Below are 26,131 nucleotides of genomic sequence, written 5' to 3' on the forward strand. Positions count from 1 at the left end.
CGGAATGTCGGAAATCTTTGATGTGTTCAGGCACCTTTCGGCAGCCCAGAAGCCTTCCAAGGGGGTCTCTCTCTACAGCCGGTTCGTCAATCGGCCGGCAGGCCGCATGCTCGCGGCGCTGGCTTACCGCAGCGAGATCACCCCGAACCAGGTCACCGTGCTCGGCGCGTGCTTCACCTTCCCGGCGCTGGCGGCCGTGGCACTGTTGCCGCCCGCGCCGGTGCTGGCGGTCATGGTGTTCGCGGCGCTGGCGCTGGGCTTCGCCCTCGACGCGGCGGACGGACAGCTGGCTCGCAGCCGCAGAACGGAGAGCGCCCGGGGCGAGTGGCTGGACCACGTCGTCGACGCCGTCAAGATCATGGGCGTTCACATGGCGGTGCTGGTGTCGTTCTACCGCTTCTTCGACCTGCCCAGCGACGCCTTCCTGGTCGTGCCCATGGCATTCCAGCTCGCGGCGGTCGTCATCCTCTTCGGCGGGATCCTGACCGAGAAGCTGAAGCGACAGACGGGAAGAGTGACCTCGCCGGCGCCGCCCTCGACACTGCGGGCCGTGATCCTTCTTCCCGTCGACTACGGCATGGTCTGCGTCAGCTTCCTATTCCTGGCGGATCAGGATCTCTTTCTCGGCGTCTACTGCGCCTTGCTCGCGGCCCATGTCCTCTTCGCGGCCGCCTTCCTTCTGAAGTGGTTCCGCGAGCTCTCCTGACCTTGGCGGACCGGGGGGTTTCGCCAAGGTCAGGAGGTCGAGGGCGCGGCGCAGAAGAGTGCTGGAGGTGTGGGGGGTGTAGGGGAAATAGACGACCTCTACACCGACCTTCGAGAATTCCGATTCGAGGGTCTTCCAGACGTCGGTGCCGAGCCAGTCGTCGCCTTTGAAAATGACGTCGAACCCGACTTCCTTCCAGATCTCGATCTTGTCGTTCACCGTTGCGACATAGATCTCGTCGACGTAGCGGATGCCGCGGACGATCTCCAGTCGCTCGGAGAGCGGTACGACGGGCGGCCTGCCCTTCAGCCGTACCACCAGGTCGTCGCAGCAGACGCCCGCGACGAGTCGGTCGCAGTGCTCCCGGGCCCGGCGCAGGATGTTGAGATGGCCCACGTGGAAGAGGTCGAAGACGCCCGGCGCGTAACCGAGACGTTCTCCCATCAGCGCTCCCCCGTCGGCTGCCCGTCGGCGGCCGCGGTCACGGTGAGCGGCTCCGACCTGGGCGTCGTGTTCCTGCCGTCGGTGACGGCGATCCGGTAGCTGTGGCGAGAGCCGGGGGCGACGGAGTCCGTGTACGTCATGTCGGAGCGGTTCCACCAGGCGGACCGCTGCTTGGGCGAGGCCACGAGGTCGCCGTCACGGTAGATCTGGTACGTCAGCTCCGCGTCGTCCCGGTCCCAGGCCGCGCGCCAGGTGAGCGTGACCTTGCCGGCGCGGTTCTCCGTGACATTGAGCGTGGGTGCCGGCTCGGGGGCTCCGGTGTCGGGGGCGGCCGCGAAGCGGGTCAGACTCTGCTGCGGGTTCTCGTTGACCGTGGTGAATTCCCCACCGGCCCAGAGGGTGTCTCCGGCCACCTCCAGCACTCGGGGACCCTGCCCCTCACCGATGCCTCCGTTCGTGTCGGGGAACCAGTGCAGAATGCGCATGTCCCGGGCCGACTGGGCCAGGAAGTGCTGCCGGTTTCCCCCCTCGTGCTCGGGGAAGCCCCCTGGGGTGTCGACGCATCTGTGGGCGTGGGATCCGCTGTAGACGACACCCTTGTGCACGGCGACGGCCTGGGTCGCGCCCCAGCACCTGTCCTTCCACAGCATCGCGTTGTCGGACAGACGTCCCCCGATGCGACCGTCGAAGATGCCTGTCCCTCTGCCCTCCGCCGCCACGTAGAAGTTGTTCTCGTCGCGTGCCAGTGCCTTCACCACCGACCTGGCCGGAAGCCACAGCGGGTATTCGGCGACGGTCGCGCCGGTCGTGGGATGCAGGGCGACCAGCGCGTGGATGAGGTCCTCGTTCACCTCGACGAAGTCCCCGCCGACCACGATCTTCCCGTGCTCGGGTGCGGCCACGATGGCCCGGACCGGCAGATCGATGTCCGCCTTGAACGGCAGGAGCGAGCCATCCGGGCCGACCGCCGCGATGCTGTTCCTGGTCTGGTTGTTGATCAGTGTGAAGTCGCCGCCCAGATAGACCGCGGAGTCCGTGGTCTCGATGGCCCGAACGGTCGCCGAGGCCATCGGCCGGAACTCCTTGTGCAGCGAGCAGTCGGCCGTGTTGATCGCGGCCGTGCTGTACACGTCGGTGTCGTCGACCTTGCCGAACGAGCCGCCGATATAGAGCACCTTGCCGTCTCGCGATGCCTTCAGTGCCCGCACGGTGTTCTCGCCCCCCGTGAACGAGTGGGCACAGGGCAGCAGTTCGCCGGTGGTGGCGTCGAACGCGGCGAAGTTGGTGCGGGTGACCTCCTTCTCGCCGGGCTTCGCGCCGGGCGGGCGGACCTTGCTGAAGGTGCCGCCGACGTACACGACACCATGTGCGTACTCGAGCGACCAGACGATGCCGTCCGTCTGCCAGGTCGGCAAGGGATCGGCGGTCATGGTCTTCTCGCCGTCGGCTGCCGAGGCGGCGGTCGACAGGAGCGAAGTGATCGCGAGGAATACCGCCGTACAAGCCGCGGTGCCGATCCTCGTCCTGCGATTTCTGAGATGCATGAGCTGTCCCGGAGATGACGGATACGGAGGGTGGGAGGTCGGAATTACGGGGAATTCGGTTTCCGGACGGTTTTACGAGGCGCGATCACGGAGGACGCCGACCAGTTCACGTACTCCCAACGTGGCTCGAAAACGGGACAAACTTATACTGAATACGCACATTCCCAGGACGATTCCGGCGGCGAGTCCGAAGGCCGTGTCGCCTGCCAGCAGCCTGACGGGAAGGACGAGAGCGCCCGTGAGGCAGAGACCGACGACCACGGCGGCGAGGTAGCCGCGGTCGACGATCGTGAAGCCCGGGTGGCGGCGCACCAGGACGGCGGAGACGAGGTTCTCCACGACGATCGCCGCTCCCCAGGACAAGGCGGCTCCCAGAACGCCCCAGTGGGGCACGGCGAGAATGCCCACGGCCAACTGCACCGCGAAGGCGACGCCGGTGACCGCGAGATGCCATGAGCTACGGCCCGCCATGAGCAGCACCGTCTGGGCGTTGCCCACGCCGACGTTGATGGCCGAGGCGACGCAGAGCACCACCAGCGCGACGGCCCCCTGCTCGAACTCCGGGCCGAACAACGAGAGCACCGTCTCGGGGAAACTCGTCAGGAGCACGAGCAGAGGCCAGGAGAACAGCACGATCCAGCGCGTCGAGATGCGATGGAGGTGGCAGGCCTGTGCGGTCTCGTCCACGGCGAGCAGGCGGCTGATCTCCGGAGCGACGGCCAGGCGGATGGCGAGTTGGAGCAGAGTCGCCGCGACAATGACACGGCCGACGGCGGTGTAGATGCCCGCCTCTTCGCTCGTGGCCAGGGACGACAGCAGGACGACGCCCACCCATACGGCGCTGATGTCGAACACGGAGGAGATCGCCCGAGGTGCGGCGAACGCCCAGAATCCCCGCCGGGCAGCGGCCACTTCAGGTCCGGACGGACGCTTGCGGTGCGTGCGGTGGCACCGGCGCAGCGCGAGCCAGGCGGCGACGGCCCCGGCCATGGAGGGGATGAGCCAGGCGGATGCCAGGCTCAGCACACTCGGGGTCACAAACGCGACCGGCACGGCGATCAGAACGCGCAGGACCGGTTTGCCGACCTGCTCGACGCCTACGAACGGAACCACCGTGCCGTAGCCCTGGGTTGCGCCGAGCAGGATCAGGCTCACCGTGGCCAGCGGGAGGAACAGCGCGAAGAGCCGTACCAGGGTGACCGCGTCCTCCGGGGCGAGGTTCGGCAGCAGCGAGGTGGCGGTCGAGGGCGACAGGAACAGCAGGGCCGCGGCCGCCGTACTCGCCGCGGCCCCCGGTACGACGGCACTGCGCACGAGGGCGCCCACCTGGTGGCCACGGCCGGTGGCCACGTCGCGGGACACGAAGCGCACCAGCCCCGTGTCGGCACCGAGTTTGCAGGTGTTGCTGAGGATGGTGAAGACGGCGACGCCCGTGAAGACGGCTCCCGATCCGTGCGCGCCGAGGGCACGCGTGATCAGGGCGACGAGGAGGTAGCCGAAGGTGGCGTTGATCACCGCACCGAGGAAGCCCCACCAACCGCCGCGCGCGGTGGCGGCGACTCCGTTCCGGGTGGCCGTCCCGCCGGTGACGGGAACAGCCGTTCCGGCGGCGCTCATCGGGAGGCGGAGAGTGTGTCGTCCTGCGCGGAGGCGCCCTGCGGTGACGGGGCGAGCTTCTCCTCCTGCGGCCCGCCGTCGGCCTGATGCGGGGGCGCGGGGCGGTCCCCGGCCCCGGCTGCGGGCGCGGTCGTTGCCGTGAACCGGCGCAGCTCCGTCAGCCGACGGGCCCCCCGGACGGCGTCCATGGCACGGCGCAGTCGGCTCCGCGGTGTGCCGGTGTCCAGCACCGCGCCCACGACGTGTCCGCCCGAGCAGCTGATCAGTTCGCGCACCTGTTTGAGGTCGTCGCGCCTGGTGTGGTCCAGGCCGCCCACCACCAGGACGCCGTCCACACGCTGGGCGACCGCCAGAGCGTCGGGATGGTCGAGCAGAGGCCGGGTGATGACGAGGGCCGACGTTGCGGAGTCGGCGCCGGGCAGCGCGCGAGTCACCGCGGAGGGCGTCAGGGCTTCGTCGGTCGTGGTGCTGGCGCCGCGGTCGGGGAAGAGCGTGAATCGCCCGGCCGTGCCCGCGTCGACGACGACCCGGCCCGTGGGGCCGGCGGCCGTTTCGGTGCCGGCCTCGGGACCATCGGCCACCGAGGGCAGCCGTGCCGAGAGGCCGGGCATGTTCGCCGTGGCATCCACCAGCAGCACGTCCTCACCGGACTCGGCGAGTGCGGCGGCGAGGTTCACCGCGGCGGCCTCGGCGTCCTGGCCCTGCTTCGGTGCCACGACCAGGAGCGTTCCCTTGGCCGCGTGGTTCTCGTCGTGACGGAGCCGGAAGGCGAGAGCCCGGTAGGCCTCCGTGAGGCTGCCGGCGACCCGGCCGACCCGCAGCAGTTCGCCGTCCGGCTCGGACCGTGGGAGGAGACCCAGCACCGGAGCGCCGAGGGCCCCTTGGACCTCGCCGACCGAGCGTGCCCGCGGGTCGAGTGCGGCGCACAGCCAGGCGAGGAAGGCGCCGAGGACCAGACCGCCCAACAGGCCGACACCGATGAGCGAAGCGGGGCCCGGTCCCGACGGCTGTGCCGGCGGCTCGGCCCTGCGGACCACCTCCCCCGCGGTGGTGTCGTAGGTTCTGATGTCCGAGATCCGCTTGTGCAGGGCGCCGGTCTGGTCCCGCAGAGCCGCGGCCTCGTCGCCCTTCGCGGTCTTCCGCTTCGCCAGCGCGGCGATCTGCCGCTCCAGCTCACCGGTCATCCGCTTGACCATGGCATGGATCCGGTCCTTGCGATCGGCGAGATAGGCAGCGGCGAACGCGTTGGTCACCCGGGCCGCCCGCTTGGCGGTGGCCGCCGTGTACTCGAACCTGAGGACCTGGCTGTCCGCCGGACTCGCGACCCGCAGTTCCGCCGCCAGCGCGTCGCCCCGGGACGGTTCCCCCAGCGCCCTGGCCGCACGGGCCGCAACGGCGGGGCTGAGCGCGATCCGCCGCTCCGTGCCCATGGTCACCTGGTTGTCGATGGACACCCCGAACGCGTTGATCGGGTCAGCGGTCGAGCGGATGCGAACCTCACCCGTCGCGGTGTAGGTCCCGGCGCGGAACATCACCAGCAGCAGTCCACCGAGCAGCCCCAGGACGATGCCCAGCGCGATGACCGCGCGGTACCTCAGCAGTTGACGCAACTGGTCGCGCAGCTGGTCCCGTTCGTCGTCACGGTCATCCAGGCTGGTGGGACTGGTCACGGATACCTCCTGTTCCAGGAATCGGTGCGTGGCCCGCGTTCGCGGACGGCTGCACCGGTGAAGGGACCCGGGACGACCGGGCGGAGCGGGTAGTGAGCAACAAGGGGACGAGGATGAGCAGCAGCAGCGGTCCCACAATGGCGCTGAGGCTGCCGCGCAGCAGGATGAGCTGGTAGAAGGCGAAGGCCGGGACCAGCAGTACCGCCAAGGTGGAACGGCTGTCCCGCAGCCGTTCCCGGATGTCGTCCATGCGGCGTGAGGCCACGCCCAGCAGACAGAAGACGACGGCCACACAGGGGGCACCCGCCCACAGGAAGCACTCGATCCACAGCGGCGCCGAGAGGTTCTTGAAGTCGTAGCCCACGTAGTCGGCGAGCATGGCACCGGTGGCCTGCGGTTTGTCGGGCCACGCGGAGCGCGGGACCATGAACAGGGGGACCGCCAGCGCGGACGACGGTGAGAAGCCGTTCTCCCCCACCTGGTCGATGCCTGTCTGCATCTGCTGAAAGCCGTCGTAGTCCATGCCCGTGGTGAGCTGTTCGGACAGGGACACCACCTGGACGGTTTCGCGTTCGTTGTAACGGAAGTAGTCGCTGTACGGGAAGACGAGCAGCACCACGGCCGTGAGCGCGGCGGCGGTGACGCGAAAGGCCCGCGGGCTGTCGAACCGGCGCCATGAGAACAGCAGGGTGAGAAGGACGGTTCCGGCCCAGAAGCGCGGCCTGCTGATGGGGTTGTTGACGACGACGTTCAGCACGAGCATGAGCGGCAGGAGCATCCAGCGGACTTTGCGCAACCATCGGTCGCCCCCTTTCAGAAGGGGCAGGTGCAACAGGCCCAGCAGTCCCCAGAAGGCGGGGACGGCGACTGCCCAGATGCTCATCGCCCGTGCCGTCTCCGACGCGGCGCCCGTCTGGCGCACGGCCTGTCTGCTCGTGAAGAAGGCGGCCAGTCCGCCCAGATGGGGAATCAGTGCGACCGCGAGCACGAGCGCGGCGCCGCACAGGAGGAGAACGGGCACCGGAGTGAGCCTGCGGGACAGCAGCGGCTCGAGCACGACCCGCCGGCCGTGACCTCGCCGTGCGGCGAGTGCCGTGCCTGCGGTGTAGGCGAGCAGCCCGAGTTCGGTCAGGGCGGCGGCGGCGAAGGCGGTGGCCTCACCGGTGCGGTAGTCGAGTGGGTACATGTCGGTGGCGAGCATGGCGAGCGGTGCCAGACCGAGCCACACATAGGCGAACAGCCAGAACCCGAGAGCGACGAGCCGCACCGACGTACTGGTGAGCACCCGGGCGAGCGCCCCACCGGTGTGCGCCACGACGACGCACTGCAGGGCGAGTGCCGCGCCGAAGTGAACGTCCAGGTTCTGCAGCACCAGGCCTGGCAGCAAGCCGATGAGTACGACGCCCCAGCCGCTCACCGCAGCAAGACAACGGACGTGACCACCCTGCACCTGCGTCCCCTTATTGAACCTGACAAACATCATGGAACTAGGACAGTTGATTTATAGCGCACTAATAACACATAACCATCGAAGCAATCGGCGCGCTTTCTGGAGTATTGCGATACTTGCATCGTATTTTCATGAAATGACCGATCTCCTGACAGGTCGTCACGTCCTCCTCGTGTCGGCCAACTACGCCCCCGAGCACGCCGGAATCGCGCCCTACGCGACCGGAACCGCGGAGCATCTGGCCGCCCGCGGCGCCGAGGTCGACGTCCTGGCGGCCATGCCGCACTACCCGGGTTGGCGCGTCCACCGCGACTACCGGGGGCGTTGGCGGATGGTGGAGAGCCGGGAAGGCGTACGCATCCATCGCCGCCGCGGTTTCGTGCCGTCGCGGCAGACCGCGCTCCGCCGGGCCGGCTACGAGGTCAGCTTCCTCGCACACGGGTCGGTCCGGCCGCCGGCCGGACGGCCGGACATCGTTCTGAGTCAGATGCCGACCCTCGCGGGAGGCGTCATCGGCGGCCGGCTGGCCCGTCGGCACGGGGTGCCGCACGTCGTCGTGGTGCAGGACCTCATGGGGGCCGCGGCCGCGCAGAGCGGTATCAGCGGTGGGGGCCGGGTGGCGTCCCTGGTGGCCGGCGTGGAGGCGAGGATCCTGCGCTCGGCCGCTCTGGTCGGGGTGGTGCATGAGTCGTTCGTGGACCGGGTCACCGCGACCGGGGTGCCGGGACAGCACGTCAGAGTCGTGCCCAACTGGACTCATGTGCCGCCCCCCACGGGTGACCGGCGGGCGGTACGGGCGCGACTCGGCTGGGCGGACGACGAGTTCATCGTGCTGCACGCCGGGAACATGGGGCTGAAGCAGGGCCTCGACGTGCTGGTCGAGACCGCTCGGATCGCGGCCGGCGCCACCCCGCGGCTGCGGGTCGTCCTCATGGGGGACGGCAGCCAGAGGTCACACGTGGAGCGGCTCGCCGCCGGCCTGGCGAACGTGGATCTGCTTCCGCCCGCGGCCGACGCGGACTTCCCCGACGTGCTGGCCGCCGCGGACGCCCTCGCGGTGACCCAGCGGGCATCCGTGCTCGACATGAGCCTGCCTTCCAAGCTGACGTCCTACTTCGCGAGCGGCCGCCCGGTCGTGGCCTCGGTGGCCCCGCAGGGCGGCACGGCCCAGGAGGTGCGTCGCTCCGGGGCGGGAGTCGTCGTCCCGGCGGAGGACCCCGCGGCGCTCCACGCCGCCCTGGGAGAACTGATCCGGGACCCGGCGCGCTCGGCCGCACTCGGCGCTCGTGGCCCGGCCTACGTGCGCGAACGCCTCAGTCCGCAGGCCGGGCTCGGACGGATCACCGCGATGCTGGCCGAGGCGCTGAGCTCATAGCGCCCCGGCCGGCGGGAGGCCGAACGGTCACAGGCGACCTTCGTCGACGGCCTGGGACACCCACGGGATGATCTTGTCGAGGATCTCGTCCAGCGTGGTGGTCGCGGTGAAGCCGAGCACGTCCCGGGCCTTGGACACGTCGGGGGACCGGCGCTGCACGTCGTGCTCGTACGGCCGGTCGCTCGTGTACCGGAACGGCTCGTCGGCGCCCTTGATCTTGCGCCAGATCCGCTCCGCCAGCTCCAGGATGCTGGTGCCCTCGGCGTTCGCCAGGTTGAAGTCCTCGTTGAGCGCGGCGGGGTGGAAGATCGCCGAACAGATACCGCGGGCCAGGTCCCCGCCGTAGGTGAAGTGCCGCACCTGGGCGCCACTGCCGAGGATGTGCAGGGGGTCCTGCCCCTTGAGCACCTTCTGGACCAGGTCGGGCACCACATGGGAGGTGCTGATCTTGATGTCGCCCGAGCGTTCCTCGCCCTGGCCGACGGTGCGTTCCTCCCCCACGTCCACGCAGTTGAAGGGCCGCACGATGGTGAAGGGGAGGCTGTACTGGTCCCATGCCGCCCTGGCGAAGTACTCCACCGCCAGCTTCTGGAAGCCGTACGAGGACGACGCCGGAGGGATGCGGCGCTCGTCCCCCTCCCGGGACGGCCAGAAGTCGGTGTTCTCGTACACCATCGAGGAGCTCAGGTACGTCACCTTCTGCAGCGGCCCGTCGCCGTGGACCCGGATCGCCGCATCGCACGCCGCGGCGGTGATCCGCTCGTTCGTGGCGAGGAGGTCGTAGGCGTAGGTGTGGAAGTAGGAGATCCCGCCGATCATCGCCGCACCAGCGACGAAGTGGTCGCAGTCGGCCAGCAGTTCGGCGACGAGATCCACGTCCCGGGCGTCTCCCTCGACCAGCCGGTACCGCGAGTCCTGCACGGTGCTGCGGCGGGCGTCGCCGTATTTCGAGAAGTTGTCCAGACCCACCACGGTGTGCCCCTGGTGGAGCAGTTCCCTGACGAGGTAACTGCCGATCAGACCGGACGCTCCGGTGACGAGAACCTTCACGGAAGACCTTTCTGGTGCGGTCGTCGAGCCCTCGGACACGGGGGCTTCGGATGTGGGGACTTGAGCTGGCGGGAGGGCTTCGGGTGAAGGGGAGGCGGGCCTTCGACGCAGCGGAACGGGTCAGACGCGAACACCGCGGCCGGCGATGCCCCAGAGGTCCACGACGGGCTTCTCCGTGGCCAGATCCCGGTATTCGGGGTGCGGCGTGGCGACGATCAGCACATCCGCCCGGCGCATGACCTCGCTCAGCTCCACGAAGCGCGGGTCGCTGACATACGGGTCGGTGCACAGGGTTTCCCGTGCCTTGGCCATCAGGATCCGGCGAAGCTTGAACGACAGGCTTTCCCGAACGTCGTCGCTGCCGGCCTTGAAACCCATGCCGAGGACTCCCACCCGCGTTTCCGCGAGCGGGAACCTGCGTTCCAGGCGGGACACCAGGTAGAGCGGCAGCCCCTCGTTGACCAGCATGGCCGCGTGCCCCAGGACGAAGTTGTTCCCGGTGAACGCCGCCAGTTGCAGGGTGTCCTTGAGCAGGCAGGGGCCGGCGGCGAAACCCGCTCCCGGCATGTCGGACGCCCGCGGATAGTCGTAGGTGATGGCCTTGCGGATCTGCTCGAAATCGAGCTCCAATTCGTTCGCCATCATCCAGAACTGGTTGACGGTGGCGAACTTGACGTACCGCCAGGTGTTGGCGAAGAGCTTCGCGAGCTCCGCCTCCTCCGGACGCATACGGACGATCTTGTCCGTAAGGATGCGGAAGAACTTCTCCGCCCGGTCACCGGCCCGTTCGGAGCGGGCCGCCACCAGCTGGGGCAGTTCGAACAGCTCGGTCATGGCCGCGCCCTCGGCGATGCGCTCCGGGCAGAAGACCACATCGACGTTCTTGCCGAGCCGTTCGAGCAGCCGCTCGGTCAGCGCGGTGACCCCGGGGTGCACGGTGCTTCTGAGCATGACCAGCTGGCCGTCGTGCAGATGTTCCGCGCAGCGCTCCAGGGCCCTGGGGACCGCCCCGAGGTCCGGATTGAGGTGCTCGTCAACGGGTGTCCCGACCACCACGATGAGGTTCTCGGTGCCGGCCACACACGTGCCGTCGGTCGTGGCGCGCAGCAGACCGTCGCGTACGGCCTCACGCAGCGGCTGGGCGGCCCCGCTCTCGGCGAAGGGCAGCTCCCCCCGGTTGACCGTGTCGACGGCGGCGGCGTCGATGTCGTAGAGCGTCACCGACAGCATTCCGTGCGCGGCGAGCGCGATCCCCAGAGGAAGTCCCACTCGTCCGCAGCCGCCGATGATGACCACGTCCGTGGCGGATCGCACGGACCGTGGGCTGTTCATGTCGGCGCGGGATTCCAGGTTCGTGAGCGACATGCGTCTCCTCGTTACATCACCGGCGGGGCATCAACGGTTCGGTAGATCTCTTCGAGTCGCTCCGCCACCACATGGATGGAGAAGACGTCCTCCACGGCACGGCGGCCCGCTTTCACGAGTGCTTCGCGTGTGTCCTCATCCGTCAGCAGTCGGCAGACCGCGTCGGCCATGGCCCGCGGGCTGCCGTCGGTGACGATCGCCGCCTCACGTCGGGCCAGTTCGTCCGCCAGGCCGCAGGTCTCGGTGCACACGACAGGGGTGCCCACGGACATGGCCTCGAGGACCGTCATCCCGAACGGCTCGTCGACGCTGGGCAGCACGTACACGGTCGCCGTCGTGAAGGCCCATACGGCTTCGGCGTGGTCCAGCGCCCCGCCGTAGGAGACGACCCCGCCGAGCCCATGGGCGGCGATGAGACGGCGCACGTTTGGCAGCGAGCCCTCGTCCGCCCCGTACAGGGTGAACCGGACGTCGGGCACCGTCCGGTGGACCAGGGCGGCCATCTCGACGAAGGCGTCCGGGCGCTTGCGCGGGTGCAGCCGTGCGAGGAAGAGCACCTCTCGGCCGTGCCGCACCCCGTCCGCCGTACCGCCGTCCCCCGGTCGGACACCGTTGGGCGTGATCAGCAGCGGCGGACCACCGGGGCCGACGACCTCGGCCACAGCGCTCCGCTCCCGCTCGGTGAGGACCAGGCAGCCGCGTGCCCGGCGCAGAAGGGGCACGTACACGCGGTCGAAGAGCCTGACGACGGCCGAGCGACGCGGCTCCACCATGCCGTGCGTCTGGACGAAGAACCGCTTGCGCCGAAGTGCGGCCACCACGAGCGCGGTGAGGGAGACCAGATCACGTCCCGCGTGGATGTGCACCACGTCGGCCCTGCCCATGGAGCGCCACAGGTCCGCGACGAGCAGCGGGTGCAAGAGGCCGGTGAAGCGCCCCGGAAGCAGAGCGCGCGCCGGGCGCGTGCGCAGCGCCACCGAGCCGATGCGCGCGGGCGCCGTGGTCCTTCCCCTCCACAGCGACAGCAGCGTGACCTCGTGGCCCCGGGCGGCGCACTCCTGCAGCTGTCCGACGGCCACGCTCGTGGGGCCGCCGTACGCTCCGTCGTCGCTGACGAGCGTCACCACGTGCACGAGTCTCATGCCGCGGCTCCGGCCGTCACGACCGCACCCGGGTCGATGTCACGGTGGGCGACCGCCGAGGCGCCCACCACGGCACCCCGGCCCACGGTGACGCCGCGCAGGACGACGGCTCGCGCCGCGACCCACGCACCGGGCTCGAGCCGGATGGGCCCGTTGTCGAACTCGAAGGTGGGAGTACGGCGTTGATGGCTCCCGGTGCACAGCAGCGCGCCCTGAGAGACGCACACGTTGCTGCCGATCGTGATCCGCTCCAGGTTCAGCAGCCAGGCGCCCTCACCGATCCACACGTCGTCGCCGACCTCCAGCCGCCACGGCCAGTGCACCCGCACCCGCTGACGGATCAGCACCCGCTGCCCGATCCGCGCACCGAACGCCCGCAGCAGGGCCGGCCGCCAGCGCGCCGGGAACCACCACTTGACGAAGGCCAGGTTGAGTACGGCGAACCAGGCCGCCTGCACGAGCAAGGAGCGCCCCTTGTCATAACCGGCTCCCGTGAAGCCCCGCAGGGAACGTTCCACGACGGCCCGGCGGGCGGCCCCGTCGGCGCTGTGGCCCACTTGGTGGCCGGACTGATCGCGGGAGTCGGGCGACACTGCGGTATCTGCCATGGCGTGGTCCCTCCCGGGAGTCGGGATCGAGGGCGAAGGCACGGGTGCGAGTGCGGGCAGGGTCAAGGACGGGACCGGAGTCGACACTATGTCCGCATATGCGAGTTTCCACTACTTTCTAGCGTTACGCGGCATATATAGGTGTGTTGCTGGCAGACTCGGCCACATGGAAGATCTTCTTGCCGCACCCGCCCGCATCTACGTCGCCGGCCATCGCGGACTCGTCGGCTCGGCGGTGACCCGCCGTCTGACGGCCGACGGTTACGAGGTCCTGACCCGCCCCCGGTCCGAGCTGGACCTCCGCGACGCGACCGCCACGACGGCGTTCCTGCGCGACACCCGGCCGGACGCCGTCGTCCTGGCCGCGGCCAAGGTGGGCGGCATCATGGCCAACAGCACGTCTCCGGTGCAGTTCATCGAGGACAACCTGCGGATCCAGCTGAACGTGATCTCGGCCGCGTACGAAGCGGGCGTACGACGCCTGCTGTTCCTCGGCTCGTCGTGCATCTACCCCAGGCTCACAGCACAGCCGATCCGCGAAGCGGCCCTGCTCACAGGCCCGTTGGAGCCGACCAACGAGCCGTACGCGCTGGCCAAGATCGCGGGTATCGTCCAGGTGCGGTCCTACCGGCGGCAGTACGGCGCCTCGTTCATCTGCGCGATGCCGACCAATCTCTACGGCCCCGGCGACAACTTCGACCTGGAGACCTCACACGTCCTGCCGGCCCTCATCCGTCGCTTCCACGAGGCGAAGCGGGACGGCCTCGACGAGGTCGTGCTCTGGGGCAGCGGCACCCCTCGCCGGGAGTTCCTGCACGTCGACGACGTCGCGGACGCCTGCCTGACGCTGCTGCGCCGCTACGACGGCGATGCCCCCGTCAACGTCGGCTGCGGCGACGACCTGACGATCCGTGAACTGGCCGGGATCGTCGGGAAGGTCGTCGGCTACGAGGGACGGATCACGTTCGACACCACCAAGCCGGACGGCACCCCGCGCAAGGTGCTCGACGTCTCCCGCCTGACGGCACTCGGCTGGAAGCCCAGGATCGCCCTGCGTGAGGGCATCACCGCCACGTACGCGTCATGGTTGAGCACGGGGGACGACTCACGGGCGGTGCACCGGGCGACGGTCGGCGCGTGAGCCTCCTCGCCCCCTTGCTTCAATAGGCCCCGCGCCCGTCCAGCACCGCACGGAGCGTGCGGGTCATGACCGAGATGTCCCAACCCCACGACCAGTTGTCCACGTACTGCAGGTCCAGCGAGACCGTCTCGTGCCAGGAGAGGTCGGACCGTCCGCTCACCTGCCACAGTCCGGTGAGGCCGGGTTTGACGCTCAGCCGGCGCATCTCGACCTGGTCGTAGTGGGCGACTTCCTCGGGGAGGGGCGGGCGGGGGCCCACCAGTGACATATGGCCGAGCAGAACATTCACCAACTGGGGAAGTTCATCCAGCGAATAACGGCGCAGAAAGCGGCCGATCGGCGTAATACGTGGATCCCGGCGCAGCTTGAACATATGGCCGTCGTGCTCGTTCGCGGTCGCCAGGTCCCCTTTCATCCGGTCGGCACCCACGACCATGGTCCGGAACTTCCACATGGGAAAAGGCTCGCCGTTCCGGCCGACACGCGTCTGTCGGTAGATCACAGGGCCGGCCGATCCCATGCGAACCACGATCGCCAGGAGTGCGAACAGCGGGGCCAGGGTGACGAGCAGGACCAGCGCGCCCACCTGGTCCGTGACGGCCTTCAGGAGCACCGGCAGACCGCGGCGCGTCGGCGGCGAGATGTCCAGCAGCGTGAGCCCGGCCGCCGAGGTGAGCCGGACCCGGCGCCGGACCACCTCGACGAGGCCCGGCAGGACCATCAGCGGGCAGCCCCGGTCGTGCAGGGCCCAGGACAGCCGCCGCAGCCGGTGACCGGACATGTACCTGCCCGTCGCGGCGAAGACCAGGTCGGCACCGAGCGCCTCGGCGGCTTCCGCGACGGGCACGGCATCCTCGTCGAGAGCGGTCGGCTCGTCGGCCCGAAGCCGGGTGGACACCGGCACCCCGGACAGGACGCCGCCCTCACCCACCACACAGGCCCCGACCACCACGTACCCGTGGTCGGTACGCTCGGCGAGCTGTCCGACCACGGCGTCCACCGTCGCGGCCTCGCCGATGACCAGAACACGCCGGAGCGCCCGGGCGCGTCGTCGTACGGCCATCAGATGCCGGTGGACGGCCTTGCGGCAGACCACGGTCACGAGCAACGCCGGACACAGGGCGACAAACTCCGCGGCGGGCGGACTCCCGATCCCTGCCACGGTCCGCAGCACGGTCAGGGCGCCGAGCAGCACCAGCCAGTCCCGCAGGACCGACCCGACCGGAACGCCTTCGTCCCATGTCCAGGAGGCGTAGCGCCTGGCGGCGACGCGCACGAGCAGCCAGACAGCAGTGATCACCGCAGCCCGGTGCACGGCATGGGCCTCCCCGATCGCGGACAACACCGCCAGTGTCGGCAGGGCCACTGCGGCCGAGTCGGCAAAGACCGCGACCGGTACGTACCACCCGTCCGTCCGACCTTTGCGCGAAGTTGTCCGGTGCGGTGCGAGAGGGACAGCCCGTCCCGACACCGCGCTGGTGAACTGCCGCATGGTTCTCCCTGTGGCCCCGGCACCCGACAAAGACGTAGGCGCGGCTGCATCGAAGATTTGGAGCAGCTCACGCGCCACATCTGAGCCTATATCAACTCTTTTTAGGCATGTCCTACTTACACGCTTTGTCGTCATGCCTGGCTGGCCGGCTCAGCGGTGCACTCACGGACGCAGGAGGCCGGGCGCGAGGCGCATGACGCCCTCGTCGGATTTCGCGATGTCGTGCCGACACTCCGCCTTTCCGGTGCTCTGGAACTCGGATGGGCTAGGCAGAAGGCTCTTTGAGGACTGACATCGGTCTGATTATGCAAATGATCTGACTGCCCGACGGCGGATGAAGCCAGAACTCGAATCGCCGAACGAAAAGGCGCGAGAGTCCGCGCGGGCGAAATCCGGTACCTGAGGTCTGGTACCCCAGAAGAACTAAGGAGGACTGCTCGTTATGCGAGTAGCCATGCAGTCGAGAAGGTTGAGATGGCCCACGCGGCTCGTCGGCGTGGGCCTGACCACGGCGGTGGCCGTCGGTGTCGCCGCCAGCCCTGCGTTCGCTCAGACCCCGGGGGACCCCTCCGGGGAAGCAGGGGTGCAGCCCGTGCTGGTGCCGTGGACGGGTGGGCCTCCGCTGTGCCCTGACGGCACGACCGGACTGAGGTTCGAAGACCCCGTGGCCGGGGAGACGACGCAAGAAGTCCCGGGCATCAACGCATCGATCACCATCGACGTCTCCGAAGTCGACGGCGAGCCCCGACTGTTCGACTTCAACGTCGAGGGTCAGGCAGCCGTCACAGAGGTCTTCGTCAAGGGCGGGGGCGGGAACGTCGCCGTCCAGAACCTCTTCCACTACCCCAACGGCATTGTGGCGGACACGCTTCTCCACGCCCCGGTCAACCCGAACAACAACCAGCTCTACGGCATCAGCCACATCGACTTCTGCGTCAAGCCGGACGGCTACAATCCTCCCCCGACCAACAACACCTGACATCTTCTGGACCGGCAGTGCATAACCGGCTCTGACCAGTCACTTGTGGGGGGCCCGGGACTTGCCGGGCCCCCCACGGTCCGACTCCTGGCGGGCCGACTGTCCTCGAACAGCAAAGGGGCCCGCACGACCGAAGTCGTACGGGCCCCTTCAGGAGCTCGCGCTGGAGCTACCAGGTCAGGTCAACAAGCTCACTTGTTGATCTTGGTGACCTGGCCGGCGCCCACGGTCCGGCCACCCTCACGGATGGCGAACTTCAGGCCCTCTTCCATGGCGACGGGCTGGATGAGCTCAACCTTCATCTCAGTGTTGTCGCCGGGCATGACCATCTCGGTGCCCTCGGGGAGGGTCACAACACCGGTCACGTCAGTCGTACGGAAGTAGAACTGCGGACGGTAGTTGTTGAAGAACGGCGTGTGGCGGCCACCCTCGTCCTTGGACAGGATGTAGGCCTGCGCCTCGAACTCGGTGTGCGGGGTGACCGAGCCCGGCTTGATGATGACCTGGCCGCGCTCGACGTCCTCGCGCTTGATGCCGCGGAGCAGCAGACCGACGTTCTCACCGGCCTGGCCCTCGTCGAGCAGCTTGCGGAACATCTCGATGCCGGTGACCGTGGTGGTGGTCTTCTCGGTCTTGATGCCGATGATGTCGACGGTCTCGTTGACCTTCAGGACACCACGCTCGATACGGCCGGTGACGACCGTACCGCGACCGGTGATCGTGAAGACGTCCTCGATCGGCATCAGGAACGGCTTGTCGACGTCACGCTCGGGCTGCGGGATCGCCTCGTCGACGGCGGCCATCAGGTCCAGGACCGACTGGCCCCATTCCTTGTCACCCTCGAGCGCCTTGAGCGCCGAGACCTTGACGACCGGAACGTCGTCGCCCGGGAACTCGTACTCGGAGAGCAGCTCACGAACCTCGAGCTCGACGAGCTCCAGGATCTCCTCGTCGTCCACCATGTCGGCCTTGTTCAGGGCGACGACGATGTACGGAACGCCGACCTGGCGGGCCAGGAGCACGTGCTCCTTGGTCTGCGGCATCGGGCCGTCGGTGGCGGCGACCACGAGGATGGCGCCGTCCATCTGGGCAGCACCGGTGATCATGTTCTTGATGTAGTCCGCGTGACCGGGGCAGTCGACGTGGGCGTAGTGACGCGTCTCGGTCTGGTACTCGACGTGCGCGATGGAGATGGTGATACCGCGCTGGCGCTCCTCGGGAGCCTTGTCGATCTGGTCGAAGGCCGAGGCCTCGTTCAGGTCCGGGTACGCGTCGTGCAGCACCTTGGTAATGGCGGCCGTGAGGGTCGTCTTACCGTGGTCGATGTGACCGATGGTGCCGATGTTGACGTGGGGCTTAGTCCGCTCGAACTTCGCCTTCGCCACGGGGTCCTCCTGTGGAGTGGTTCTGAACGCCTTGCTTCATCGGCGCCAGGTGATCTTTGCTGGAAAGCCCGGGCCCCGGGGCAAACATCCGTGTTCGCGGGTGTTTGCCCCTCAAGGCTCCGGAGTCAAGCCTAAAGCGTGTGAACGCGGTGCGTTACTCGCCCTTGGCCTTCGCGATGATCTCCTCGGCGACGTTCCGCGGAACCTCGGCGTAGGAGTCGAACTGCATGGAGTAGCTGGCCCGGCCGGACGTCTTGCTGCGCAGGTCGCCGACGTAACCGAACATCTCCGAGAGAGGCACGAGGCCCTTCACGACGCGGGCACCCGCCCGCTCCTCCATGGCCTGGATCTGGCCACGGCGGGAGTTGATGTCGCCGATGACCTCACCCATGTAGTCCTCGGGCGTGGTGACCTCGACGGCCATCATCGGCTCAAGGAGAACAGGGCTGGCCTTGCGCGCGGCCTCCTTGAAGGCCTGCGAACCGGCGATCTTGAACGCGAGCTCGGAGGAGTCGACCTCGTGGTACGCGCCGTCGAGCAGGGTGACGCGGACACCGGTCATCTCGTAACCGGCGAGGATGCCGAACTGCATGGCCTCCTGCGCACCGGCGTCGACCGAAGGGATGTACTCCTTCGGGATACGACCACCGGTCACCTTGTTCACGAACTCGTACGACGTGTCGCCGCTCTCGAGGGGCTCGATCGCGATCTGCACCTTGGCGAACTGGCCGGTACCACCAGTCTGCTTCTTGTGCGTGAAGTCGACACGCTCGACGGCCTTGCGGATCGTCTCACGGTACGCGACCTGCGGCTTGCCGACGTTGGCCTCGACCTTGAACTCACGGCGCATACGGTCGACCAGCACCTCGAGGTGCAGCTCGCCCATACCACCGATGATGGTCTGGCCGGTCTCCTCGTCCGAGTGGACCTGGAAGGACGGGTCCTCCTCGGCCAGGCGCTGGATCGCGACGCCGAGCTTCTCCTGGTCGCCCTTCGACTTGGGCTCGATGGCGACCTGGATGACCGGCGCCGGGAAGTCCATGGACTCCAGGATCACCGGGTTCTTGTCGTCGGCCAGCGTCTCACCGGTCGTGGTCTGCTTCAGACCCATGACGGCGATGATGTCGCCGGCGCCCACCGACTGGATCTCCTCACGCTTGTTCGCGTGCATGCGGTAGATCTTGCCGATGCGCTCCTTCTTGCCCTTGACGGAGTTCAGCACCTGCGTGCCGGACTCCAGGCGGCCCGAGTAGACCCGGACGAAGGTGAGCTTGCCGAGGTGCGGGTCGCTCATGATCTTGAACGCCAGCGCCGACAGCGGCTCGTCGTCGGAGGGCTTGCGCTTCACGACCTCCTCCGGGTCGTTCACCGCGTGGCCCTCGATGGCCTCGATGTCGAGCGGGGAGGGCAGGTAGCGGACCACCGCGTCGAGCAGGGGCTGGACGCCCTTGTTCTTGAACGCGGTACCACAGAACACCGGGGTGACCGTGGTGTCGCTGGACTTGCCGGAGGCGATCGTGATGCGGCGGATGGCCGCGTACAGCTGCTCCTCGGAGGGCTCCTCGCCCTCCAGGTACAGCTCCATGATCTCCTCGTCGTTCTCCGCGACGGCCTCGAGCAGCTTGCCGCGGTACTCCTCGGCAGCCTCGGTGTGCGTGTCCGGGATGTCGACGACGTCGTACATCTCGCCCTTGGTGGCCTCGGCGGACCAGACGAGCGCCTTCATGCGGACCAGGTCCACGACGCCCTTGAAGTCGGCCTCGGCACCGATCGGGAGCTGCATGACGAGCGGCTGGGCGCCCAGGCGGTCCGAGATCATGTCCACACAGCGGTGGAACTCGGCGCCGGTACGGTCCAGCTTGTTGACGAAGCAGATACGCGGAACGCGGTAACGGTCCGCCTGACGCCACACCGTCTCGGACTGGGGCTCAACGCCGGCGACGCCGTCGAACACCGTCACGGCACCGTCGAGCACGCGCAGGGAGCGCTCCACCTCGACGGTGAAGTCGACGTGGCCCGGGGTGTCGATGATGTTGATGGTGTGGTCGACGTCTTCCAGCGGCCAGTGACAGGTGGTGGCAGCAGAGGTGATCGTGATGCCACGCTCCTGCTCCTGCTCCATCCAGTCCATCGTGGCAGCGCCGTCGTGGACCTCACCGATCTTGTAGGACACACCGGTGTAGAACAGGATCCGCTCGGTGGTGGTCGTCTTGCCCGCGTCGATGTGGGCCATGATCCCGATATTGCGGACCTTGGCCAGGTCAAGTGAAGTGGTAGCCATAAGGCTTCAGTCTTCTCTCGGTTCTCGATGGGGTAGCGACTACCAGCGGTAGTGCGCGAAGGCCTTGTTGGACTCGGCCATCTTGTGGGTGTCCTCGCGCTTCTTCACGGCCGCACCGAGGCCGTTGGAGGCGTCGAGAAGCTCGTTGAGGAGACGCTCGGTCATGGTCTTCTCGCGACGGGCGCGGGAGTAACCGACCAGCCAGCGCAGCGCCAGGGTGTTGGCACGGCCGGGCTTGACCTCGACCGGGACCTGGTAGGTGGCGCCACCGACACGGCGGGACTTGACCTCGAGGGTCGGCTTGATGTTCTCGAGAGCGCGCTTGAGCGTGATGACCGGGTCGTTGCCGGTCTTCTCGCGCAGGCCCTCCATGGCGCCGTAGACGATGCGCTCGGCGGTGGAGCGCTTGCCGTTCAGCAGCACCTTGTTGATGAGCGACGTGACCAGAGGAGAACCGTAGACCGGGTCGATGATGACCGGGCGCTTCGGGGCGGGGCCCTTACGAGGCATTCTTACTTCTCCTTCTTGGCGCCGTAGCGGGAACGGGCCTGCTTGCGGTTCTTGACACCCTGGGTGTCGAGGGAGCCACGGATGATCTTGTAGCGAACACCCGGCAGGTCCTTCACACGGCCGCCGCGCACGAGCACGATGGAGTGCTCCTGCAGGTTGTGTCCCTCACCCGGAATGTAAGCGGTGACCTCGATCCCGCTGGTCAGACGCACACGCGCGACCTTACGCAGGGCCGAGTTCGGCTTCTTCGGGGTGGTCGTGAACACACGCGTGCAGACGCCACGACGCTGAGGGGAACCCTCGAGTGCGGGCGTCTTGTTCTTCTCGACCTTGTCCTGCCGGCCCTTGCGGACCAGCTGCTGGATCGTAGGCACTACTTCTCCGGTTTCTGTGTGCCGAATGGTGAAGCTAACCTGGAACGTCGCCGACCCACGCGGTCGGGTGTGTCGAATCCGGCGGACTCCCGCCGCGAGGCGAAAAGAGCACAGATCACGGTGGCCGCTCACAGCTCGCTATGCGGTTGAAGGCACGCACGAGAGCCAGGGCACACCCCAGGCACAAGGTCTGAGCGTACCTACCTCATTCGCTGCGGTCAAAACAAATGGGCGTCGCCCGCATCGCCATACGGCCGATGTCAAGACCGCGCGACGTGTTTGATCTTCGAATCGCCGATTCGGGCACCTCAGAACCCTGTCCGCACACCCCTCGAACCAGCCGCCCACGGGGCTATGCGGACAGGGCCGTGGCCACGATCATCAGCGCCAGCAGCGCCGCCCAGGCCACGTTCGACAGCCACCCGAGCACGAGCCCGGTCAGCGCGAGCGCGTCACCGCCCTCCCCGGTGCGGCGTATCTCGGAGCGCGCCGCGTGCCCCAGCACCACGGCCGGAATCCCGGTCAGCCCGAAGCTCACCAGACACAGCACCCCACAGACGGCGGAGCCGACCGCTTTGCCGTTGGTCTGCGGCCGGGACACCTGCAGAAAGGTCCGCGGCACGGGCGTGACGGGCGCCGGCTGCGGCATCGGCCCCTGGGGCAGGTCGGCGACCAGCAGGGCGAGTTCGCCCACGGTACGGGCCGTGTAGGCCCGCGAGACCCGCTTCTCGAACTCGGCGTGCTCAAGCCGACCTTCGCCGTACCCGGCCCTGAGCACGTCCACGGCCCGCTCACGGTCGGCGTGCGAGGCGAGCATCGCCGGGGTTGCGGGCCCGTTCCACGCCTGTGGGGCACCGCCGTCCTGCCACCGCTGCGGGACGCCGCCGCCCTGCCCCGGTTGCCACGGCTGCCACGACGGATGCGTCATGGAGCACCTCCCCCGTACTGGTCGGAGTCCTTCCATGATGCGCCGAACCGGCATTCCAGGCATCGGGGTCCACCCGGAGAAAACCCTCAGACGGCCCCGGGGCACGCCGAAGGGCGGCCACCCCGAGAGGTGACCGCCCTTCAGTGGACGTACGCCTTACTGGTTGTACGGACCGTAGTCGTAGTCCTCCAGCGGAACGGCCTGGCCGGAGCCCGTGCCGAACGGCGAGTAGTCGATGTCGTCGTAGCCGACGGCCGAGTACATCGCGGCCTTGGCCTCCTCGGTCGGCTCGACCCGGATGTTGCGGTAGCGGGACAGGCCCGTACCGGCGGGGATGAGCTTACCGATGATGACGTTCTCCTTGAGGCCGATCAGGGAGTCGGACTTGGCGTTGATCGCCGCGTCCGTGAGGACCCTGGTCGTCTCCTGGAAGGACGCCGCCGACAGCCAGGACTCGGTCGCCAGCGAGGCCTTGGTGATACCCATGAGCTGCGGACGACCGGAGGCCGGGTGACCGCCCTCCTGGACCACACGACGGTTCTCGTGCTCGAACTTCGAGCGCTCGACCAGCTCGCCGGGCAGCAGCTCGGCGTCGCCGGACTCGATGATCGTCACGCGGCGGAGCATCTGCCGGATGATGATCTCGATGTGCTTGTCGTGGATCGACACACCCTGCGAGTTGTAGACCTTCTGGACCTCGCCGACCAGGTGGACCTGGACGGCACGCTGGCCCAGGATGCGCAGCACGTCGTGCGGGTTGGTGGCACCCACGGTGAGCTTCTGGCCCACCTCGACGTGCTCGCCCTCGCTGACCAGGAGTCGGGCACGCTTCGAGATCGGGTACGCCGTCTCGTCGCTGCCGTCGTCCGGGGTGACGACGATCTTCTTGGTCTTCTCGGTCTCCTCGATCCGCACGCGGCCGGTGGCCTCGGAGATCGGGGCGACACCCTTCGGGGTACGGGCCTCGAAGAGCTCGACGACACGCGGCAGACCCTGGGTGATGTCGTCACCGGCCACACCACCGGTGTGGAAGGTACGCATCGTCAGCTGGGTACCGGGCTCACCGATGGACTGGGCGGCGATGATGCCGACCGCCTCACCGATGTCGACCAGCTTGCCGGTGGCCAGCGAACGGCCGTAGCACATGGCGCAGGTGCCGACGGCGGACTCGCAGGTCAGGACCGAGCGGGTCTTGACCTCCGCGACGCCGTGGCGGACCAGCTCGTCGATGAGCACGTCGCCGAGGTCGGTACCGGCCGGGGCCAGCACCTTGCCGTCGACCACGATGTCCTCGGCGAGGCAGCGCGCGTACACGGACGTCTCGACGTTGTCCGCCTTGCGCAGCACGCCGTCCGCGCCGACCTCCGCGATGTGGAGCTTGAGGCCACGGTCGGTGCCGCAGTCCTCCTCGCGGATGATGACGTCCTGGGAGACGTCGACCAGACGACGGGTGAGGTAACCCGAGTCGGCGGTACGCAGGGCGGTGTCCGCCAGACCCTTACGGGCACCGTGCGTGGAGATGAAGTACTCCAGCACGGACAGGCCCTCACGGAAGGACGCCTTGATCGGACGCGGGATCGTCTCGTTCTTCGCGTTCGACACCAGACCACGCATACCGGCGATCTGACGCATCTGCATCATGTTGCCTCGTGCACCCGAGTTCACCATCATGAAGATCGGGTTGGTCTTCGGGAAGTTGTCGTTCATCGCCTCGGCGACCTCGTTGGTCGCCTTGGTCCAGATCGCGATGAGCTCCTGCGTGCGCTCGTCCTTGGTGATCAGACCGCGCTCGTACTGCTTCTGGACCTTCTCGTCCTGCGCCTCGTAGCCGCGGACGATCTCCTTCTTCGCCTCGGGAACGACGACGTCGGAGATGGCGACGGTGACGCCGGAACGGGTGGCCCAGTAGAAGCCGGACGCCTTCAGGTTGTCGAGCGTCGCCGCCACGATGACCTTCGGGTAGCGCTCGGCGAGGTCGTTGACGATCTCGGAGAGCTGCTTCTTGCCGACCTCGTAGTCGACGAACGGGTAGTCCTCGGGCAGCAGCTCGTTGAAGAGCGCACGACCCAGCGTGGTCTTCAGACGGAAGCTGTCACCCTGCTGCCACTCCGGCTCGCCCTCCTCCTGCGCCGGCGGGGTCCAGCCGCGCGGCGGGATGGTGCCGACCGGGAAGCGGATGTCGATCTTCGACTGGAGCGAGAGCTCGCCCGCGTCGAAGGCCATGATCGCCTCGGCCACGGAGGAGAAGGAGCGGTCCACGCCCTTCACGTCCCGCATCTCGCTGTCCGTGGTGAGGAAGAACAGACCGAGGACCATGTCCTGGGTCGGCATCGTCACCGGACGGCCGTCGGCGGGCTTGAGGATGTTGTTCGAGGACAGCATCAGGATGCGGGCCTCGGCCTGCGCCTCCGCGGACAGCGGCAGGTGCACGGCCATCTGGTCACCGTCGAAGTCCGCGTTGAACGCAGTGCAGACGAGCGGGTGGATCTGGATGGCCTTGCCCTCGACCAGCTGCGGCTCGAAGGCCTGGATGCCGAGGCGGTGCAGGGTGGGAGCACGGTTCAGCAGAACCGGGTGCTCGGCGATGACCTCTTCGAGGACGTCGTACACGACCGTGCGGCCGCGCTCCACCATGCGCTTGGCGCTCTTGATGTTCTGCGCGTGGTTCAGGTCGACCAGGCGCTTCATCACGAACGGCTTGAAGAGCTCCAGCGCCATCGCCTTGGGCAGACCGCACTGGTGCAGCTTCAGCTGCGGACCGACGACGATCACGGAACGCGCGGAGTAGTCCACACGCTTACCGAGCAGGTTCTGACGGAATCGACCCTGCTTACCCTTCAGCATGTCGCTGAGGGACTTCAGCGGGCGGTTACCGGGACCGGTGACCGGGCGACCACGACGACCGTTGTCGAAGAGGGCGTCAACAGCCTCCTGAAGCATGCGCTTCTCGTTGTTGACGATGATCTCGGGCGCGCCGAGGTCGAGGAGCCTCTTCAGACGGTTGTTGCGGTTGATCACACGGCGGTACAGGTCGTTCAGGTCGGAGGTCGCGAAGCGGCCACCGTCCAGCTGCACCATCGGGCGAAGGTCCGGCGGGATGACCGGCACGCAGTCCAGCACCATGCCCTTGGGGCTGTTGCTGGTCTGCAGGAACGCGGAGACGACCTTCAGGCGCTTGAGCGCACGGGTCTTCTTCTGGCCCTTGCCGGTACGGATGATCTCGCGGAGCTTCTCGGCCTCCTCGTCGAGGTCGAAGGACTCCAGGCGCTTCTGCAGCGCCGCGGCACCCATCGAGCCGTCGAAGTACGTGCCGAAGCGGTCACGCAGCTCGCGGTAGAGGAGCTCGTCGCCCTCGAGGTCCTGGACCTTGAGGTTCTTGAACCGGGTCCACACCTCGTCGAGGCGGTCGATCTCGCGCTGCGCACGGTCACGCAGCTGCTTCATCTCGCGCTCGGCACCCTCGCGCACCTTGCGGCGCACGTCGGCCTTGGCGCCCTCGGCCTCCAGCTCGGCCAGGTCGGTCTCGAGCTTCTTGGCGCGGGCCTCCAGGTCGGCGTCCCGGCGGTTCTCGATCTGCTGCCGCTCGACGGAGACGTGCGCCTCCAGGGAGGGCAGGTCGCGGGTACGGCGCTCCTCGTCGACGTACGTGATCATGTACGCCGCGAAGTAGATGACCTTCTCGAGGTCCTTGGGAGCCAGGTCGAGCAGGTAGCCCAGCCGGCTCGGGACACCCTTGAAGTACCAGATGTGCGTGACGGGCGCGGCCAGCTCGATGTGGCCCATCCGCTCACGGCGCACCTTGGCGCGCGTGACCTCGACGCCACAGCGCTCGCAGATGATGCCCTTGAAGCGGACGCGCTTGTACTTGCCGCAGTAGCACTCCCAGTCCCGGGTCGGACCGAAGATCTTCTCGCAGAAGAGTCCGTCCTTTTCGGGCTTGAGGGTGCGGTAGTTGATGGTCTCGGGCTTCTTGACCTCGCCGTGGCTCCACTGACGGATGTCGTCAGCGGTGGCCAGACCGATCCGGAGCTCATCGAAGAAGTTGACGTCGAGCACTATGCGTCAATCCC

The 26,131-nt window shown here is 68.0% G+C and carries 20 protein-coding genes; 4 read left to right on the forward strand and 16 right to left on the reverse strand.

Translation table 11 applies throughout. From position 1 onward, the window contains the following. Positions 1-4 precede the first annotated feature (4 nt). On the forward strand, positions 5-706 hold the full coding sequence (locus IF78_RS0122275; RefSeq protein WP_031477846.1) for a CDP-alcohol phosphatidyltransferase family protein: 702 nt from the start codon (positions 5-7) through the stop codon (positions 704-706). Here the strand turns inward: IF78_RS0122275 and IF78_RS46340 are convergent. The 5 genes from IF78_RS46340 to IF78_RS0122300 all read right to left on the reverse strand — a co-directional run bounded on the left by IF78_RS46340 (position 596) and on the right by IF78_RS0122300 (position 7,398). Further along, on the reverse strand, positions 596-1,150 hold the full coding sequence (locus IF78_RS46340; RefSeq protein WP_078662542.1) for an FAD synthase family protein: 555 nt from the start codon (positions 1,148-1,150) through the stop codon (positions 596-598). The genes IF78_RS0122275 and IF78_RS46340 overlap by 111 nt on opposite strands. Further along, on the reverse strand, positions 1,150-2,694 hold the full coding sequence (locus IF78_RS0122285; RefSeq protein WP_051828083.1) for a hypothetical protein: 1,545 nt from the start codon (positions 2,692-2,694) through the stop codon (positions 1,150-1,152). The genes IF78_RS46340 and IF78_RS0122285 overlap by 1 nt, the downstream gene beginning before the upstream one ends. 72 nt (positions 2,695-2,766) lie before the next feature. Next, entirely contained in the window at positions 2,767-4,311 is a 1,545-nt protein-coding gene (locus tag IF78_RS0122290; protein WP_031477852.1) for an oligosaccharide flippase family protein, read from the reverse strand. Further along, entirely contained in the window at positions 4,308-5,981 is a 1,674-nt protein-coding gene (locus IF78_RS0122295; protein ID WP_031477854.1) for a hypothetical protein, read from the reverse strand. Before IF78_RS0122295 ends, IF78_RS0122290 begins: the two co-directional genes overlap by 4 nt. Continuing rightward, on the reverse strand, positions 5,956-7,398 hold the full coding sequence (locus tag IF78_RS0122300) for a hypothetical protein (protein WP_234439743.1): 1,443 nt from the start codon (positions 7,396-7,398) through the stop codon (positions 5,956-5,958). The genes IF78_RS0122295 and IF78_RS0122300 overlap by 26 nt, the downstream gene beginning before the upstream one ends. Before the next feature lie 169 nt (positions 7,399-7,567). Between IF78_RS0122300 and IF78_RS0122305 the strand changes: the two genes are divergently transcribed. Next, positions 7,568-8,806 (forward strand): glycosyltransferase, encoded by a 1,239-nt coding sequence (locus IF78_RS0122305; protein ID WP_031477857.1) that lies wholly within the window; start codon positions 7,568-7,570, stop codon positions 8,804-8,806. A 27-nt stretch (positions 8,807-8,833) separates the two neighbouring features. On the opposite strand, the gene IF78_RS0122310 is transcribed toward IF78_RS0122305, so the two are convergent. The 4 genes from IF78_RS0122310 to IF78_RS0122325 all read right to left on the reverse strand — a co-directional run bounded on the left by IF78_RS0122310 (position 8,834) and on the right by IF78_RS0122325 (position 12,971). Then, positions 8,834-9,856, reverse strand: coding sequence for an NAD-dependent epimerase/dehydratase family protein (locus IF78_RS0122310; RefSeq protein ID WP_031477859.1), 1,023 nt, complete (start codon positions 9,854-9,856; stop codon positions 8,834-8,836). 120 nt (positions 9,857-9,976) lie between these two features. Beyond that, positions 9,977-11,221 (reverse strand): nucleotide sugar dehydrogenase, encoded by a 1,245-nt coding sequence (locus IF78_RS0122315; RefSeq protein ID WP_199921360.1) that lies wholly within the window; start codon positions 11,219-11,221, stop codon positions 9,977-9,979. An 11-nt stretch (positions 11,222-11,232) separates the two neighbouring features. Then, on the reverse strand, positions 11,233-12,363 hold the full coding sequence (locus tag IF78_RS0122320; protein ID WP_031477862.1) for a glycosyltransferase: 1,131 nt from the start codon (positions 12,361-12,363) through the stop codon (positions 11,233-11,235). Next, on the reverse strand, positions 12,360-12,971 hold the full coding sequence (locus tag IF78_RS0122325; RefSeq protein ID WP_199921361.1) for an LbetaH domain-containing protein: 612 nt from the start codon (positions 12,969-12,971) through the stop codon (positions 12,360-12,362). Before IF78_RS0122325 ends, IF78_RS0122320 begins: the two co-directional genes overlap by 4 nt. A 166-nt stretch (positions 12,972-13,137) precedes the next feature. Here IF78_RS0122325 and IF78_RS0122330 point away from each other — a divergent pair, with 166 nt between their 5' ends. Next, positions 13,138-14,112, forward strand: coding sequence for a GDP-L-fucose synthase family protein (locus IF78_RS0122330; protein ID WP_051828085.1), 975 nt, complete (start codon positions 13,138-13,140; stop codon positions 14,110-14,112). Between the two features lie 19 nt (positions 14,113-14,131). On the opposite strand, the gene IF78_RS0122335 is transcribed toward IF78_RS0122330, so the two are convergent. Beyond that, on the reverse strand, positions 14,132-15,454 hold the full coding sequence (locus IF78_RS0122335; protein ID WP_234439744.1) for a sugar transferase: 1,323 nt from the start codon (positions 15,452-15,454) through the stop codon (positions 14,132-14,134). A gap of 619 nt (positions 15,455-16,073) precedes the next feature. Here IF78_RS0122335 and IF78_RS0122340 point away from each other — a divergent pair. Beyond that, a complete protein-coding gene (locus IF78_RS0122340; RefSeq protein WP_158751474.1) occupies positions 16,074-16,583 on the forward strand; it encodes a hypothetical protein in 510 nt (169 codons plus the stop codon). Positions 16,584-16,774: 191 nt separating this feature from the next. Here the strand turns inward: IF78_RS0122340 and tuf are convergent, their stop codons facing one another. From tuf to IF78_RS0122370, 6 genes are all read right to left on the reverse strand, one after another. Beyond that, positions 16,775-17,968 (reverse strand): elongation factor Tu, encoded by a 1,194-nt coding sequence (gene tuf / locus IF78_RS0122345; protein ID WP_030860906.1) that lies wholly within the window; start codon positions 17,966-17,968, stop codon positions 16,775-16,777. Between the two features lie 154 nt (positions 17,969-18,122). Then, positions 18,123-20,249, reverse strand: coding sequence for an elongation factor G (gene fusA / locus IF78_RS0122350; RefSeq protein WP_031477871.1), 2,127 nt, complete (start codon positions 20,247-20,249; stop codon positions 18,123-18,125). A 39-nt stretch (positions 20,250-20,288) separates the two neighbouring features. Further along, positions 20,289-20,759: a 30S ribosomal protein S7 gene (gene rpsG, locus IF78_RS0122355; RefSeq protein ID WP_003998848.1), complete on the reverse strand. Its 471-nt coding sequence runs from the start codon at positions 20,757-20,759 to the stop codon at positions 20,289-20,291. A 2-nt stretch (positions 20,760-20,761) separates the two neighbouring features. Continuing rightward, positions 20,762-21,133 carry a 30S ribosomal protein S12 gene (gene rpsL / locus IF78_RS0122360; RefSeq protein ID WP_003948652.1) on the reverse strand — a complete coding sequence of 124 codons (372 nt, stop codon included), beginning with the start codon at positions 21,131-21,133 and terminating at the stop codon, positions 20,762-20,764. Positions 21,134-21,485: 352 nt separating this feature from the next. Further along, positions 21,486-22,061, reverse strand: coding sequence for a DUF1707 and DUF4190 domain-containing protein (locus IF78_RS0122365; RefSeq protein ID WP_078662544.1), 576 nt, complete (start codon positions 22,059-22,061; stop codon positions 21,486-21,488). Positions 22,062-22,217: 156 nt separating this feature from the next. Then, the gene (locus tag IF78_RS0122370; RefSeq protein WP_031477875.1) at positions 22,218-26,117 is read right to left on the reverse strand and encodes a DNA-directed RNA polymerase subunit beta'; all 3,900 of its coding nucleotides are present in this window, start codon (positions 26,115-26,117) and stop codon (positions 22,218-22,220) included. Positions 26,118-26,131: the final 14 nt, after the last annotated feature.

This window comes from Streptomyces bicolor (assembly GCF_000719285.1).
GTDB lineage: Bacteria > Actinomycetota > Actinomycetes > Streptomycetales > Streptomycetaceae > Streptomyces > Streptomyces bicolor.

What these genes read in the sequence shown, in the direction of transcription:
- IF78_RS0122275 (WP_031477846.1), top strand. Translation starts at nt 5, where the DNA reads ATGTCGGAAATCTTTGATGTGTTCAGGCACCTTTCGGCAGCCCAGAAG.
- IF78_RS46340 (WP_078662542.1), bottom strand. Translation starts at nt 1,150, where the DNA reads ATGGGAGAACGTCTCGGTTACGCGCCGGGCGTCTTCGACCTCTTCCAC.
- IF78_RS0122285 (WP_051828083.1), bottom strand. Translation starts at nt 2,694, where the DNA reads ATGCATCTCAGAAATCGCAGGACGAGGATCGGCACCGCGGCTTGTACG.
- IF78_RS0122290 (WP_031477852.1), bottom strand. Translation starts at nt 4,311, where the DNA reads ATGAGCGCCGCCGGAACGGCTGTTCCCGTCACCGGCGGGACGGCCACC.
- IF78_RS0122305 (WP_031477857.1), top strand. Translation starts at nt 7,568, where the DNA reads ATGACCGATCTCCTGACAGGTCGTCACGTCCTCCTCGTGTCGGCCAAC.
- IF78_RS0122315 (WP_199921360.1), bottom strand. Translation starts at nt 11,221, where the DNA reads ATGTCGCTCACGAACCTGGAATCCCGCGCCGACATGAACAGCCCACGG.
- IF78_RS0122320 (WP_031477862.1), bottom strand. Translation starts at nt 12,363, where the DNA reads ATGAGACTCGTGCACGTGGTGACGCTCGTCAGCGACGACGGAGCGTAC.
- IF78_RS0122325 (WP_199921361.1), bottom strand. Translation starts at nt 12,971, where the DNA reads ATGGCAGATACCGCAGTGTCGCCCGACTCCCGCGATCAGTCCGGCCAC.
- IF78_RS0122330 (WP_051828085.1), top strand. Translation starts at nt 13,138, where the DNA reads ATGGAAGATCTTCTTGCCGCACCCGCCCGCATCTACGTCGCCGGCCAT.
- fusA (WP_031477871.1), bottom strand. Translation starts at nt 20,249, where the DNA reads ATGGCTACCACTTCACTTGACCTGGCCAAGGTCCGCAATATCGGGATC.
- rpsG (WP_003998848.1), bottom strand. Translation starts at nt 20,759, where the DNA reads ATGCCTCGTAAGGGCCCCGCCCCGAAGCGCCCGGTCATCATCGACCCG.
- IF78_RS0122365 (WP_078662544.1), bottom strand. Translation starts at nt 22,061, where the DNA reads ATGACGCATCCGTCGTGGCAGCCGTGGCAACCGGGGCAGGGCGGCGGC.